Source organism: Ruegeria sp. AD11(2025) (assembly GCF_056542405.1).
Genome location: NZ_JBQFZU010000135.1, coordinates 1 through 669 on the forward strand (window position 1 = coordinate 1; position 669 = coordinate 669).

Annotated in this window: 2 protein-coding genes; both read left to right on the forward strand. The window is 56.7% G+C overall.

The window, feature by feature from the left end; genetic code table 11:
* Positions 1-64: 64 nt before the first annotated feature.
* A complete protein-coding gene (locus tag ACR1XY_RS24725) occupies positions 65-490 on the forward strand; it encodes an ASCH domain-containing protein (protein WP_480481790.1) in 426 nt (141 codons plus the stop codon).
* A 3-nt stretch (positions 491-493) separates the two neighbouring features.
* The coding region (locus ACR1XY_RS24730; RefSeq protein WP_480597503.1) for a biotin carboxylase N-terminal domain-containing protein at positions 494-669 on the forward strand (176 nt) is incomplete at its 3' end.

Sequence of the window (669 nt, forward strand, 5' to 3'; positions counted from 1 at the left end):
TCTCTGTGCGCCGCACTGAACGCCCCGATAGAGGAGACACGTTTCGGCGTGTTCAGGATGTAAGATGAACGTTTCATTGAATGACGTCATGGCACGCTATCCGGGTGCCCAGACTTTCAAGTTTGGTGACAATGCCCGGCTGAGTGCTGAGCTGCTGGCATTGGTACGATCAGGGCGGAAAACGGCAACCTGTGGTGCGTTGCCCGACTATCCCGAAGGCAGCCCTGACACTCCTGTGGTCGGTCGGAGGGATATTGCGATGGAATGGGATGATCGTCCGGCCTTGGTGATCGAAACGGTCGAGGTCTCGACCTGCCGATACTGCGACGTAACCGAGGATTTCGCGTTGGCAGAGGGCGAAAATGAAACGCTTGAGGGATGGAGAGAGGGTCATCGCCAGTATTTCGAACGCAATGGCGGATTTGATCCCGAGATGGTGCTGCTATGCGAGCGATTTCGACTTGTCGAAGATCTGGCGGTTGAGGGGTAAGCTATGTTCAACAAAATCCTGATTGCCAACCGGGGCGAGATTGCTTGCCGGGTTATGGAAACCGCTCAGAGGATGGGCGTATCTTGCGTTGCTGTTTATTCCGATGCGGACGCGGCGGCCAAGCATGTGCAGATGGCGGATGAGGCCATTCATATCGGCGGCCCCGCCCCGGCGGAAAG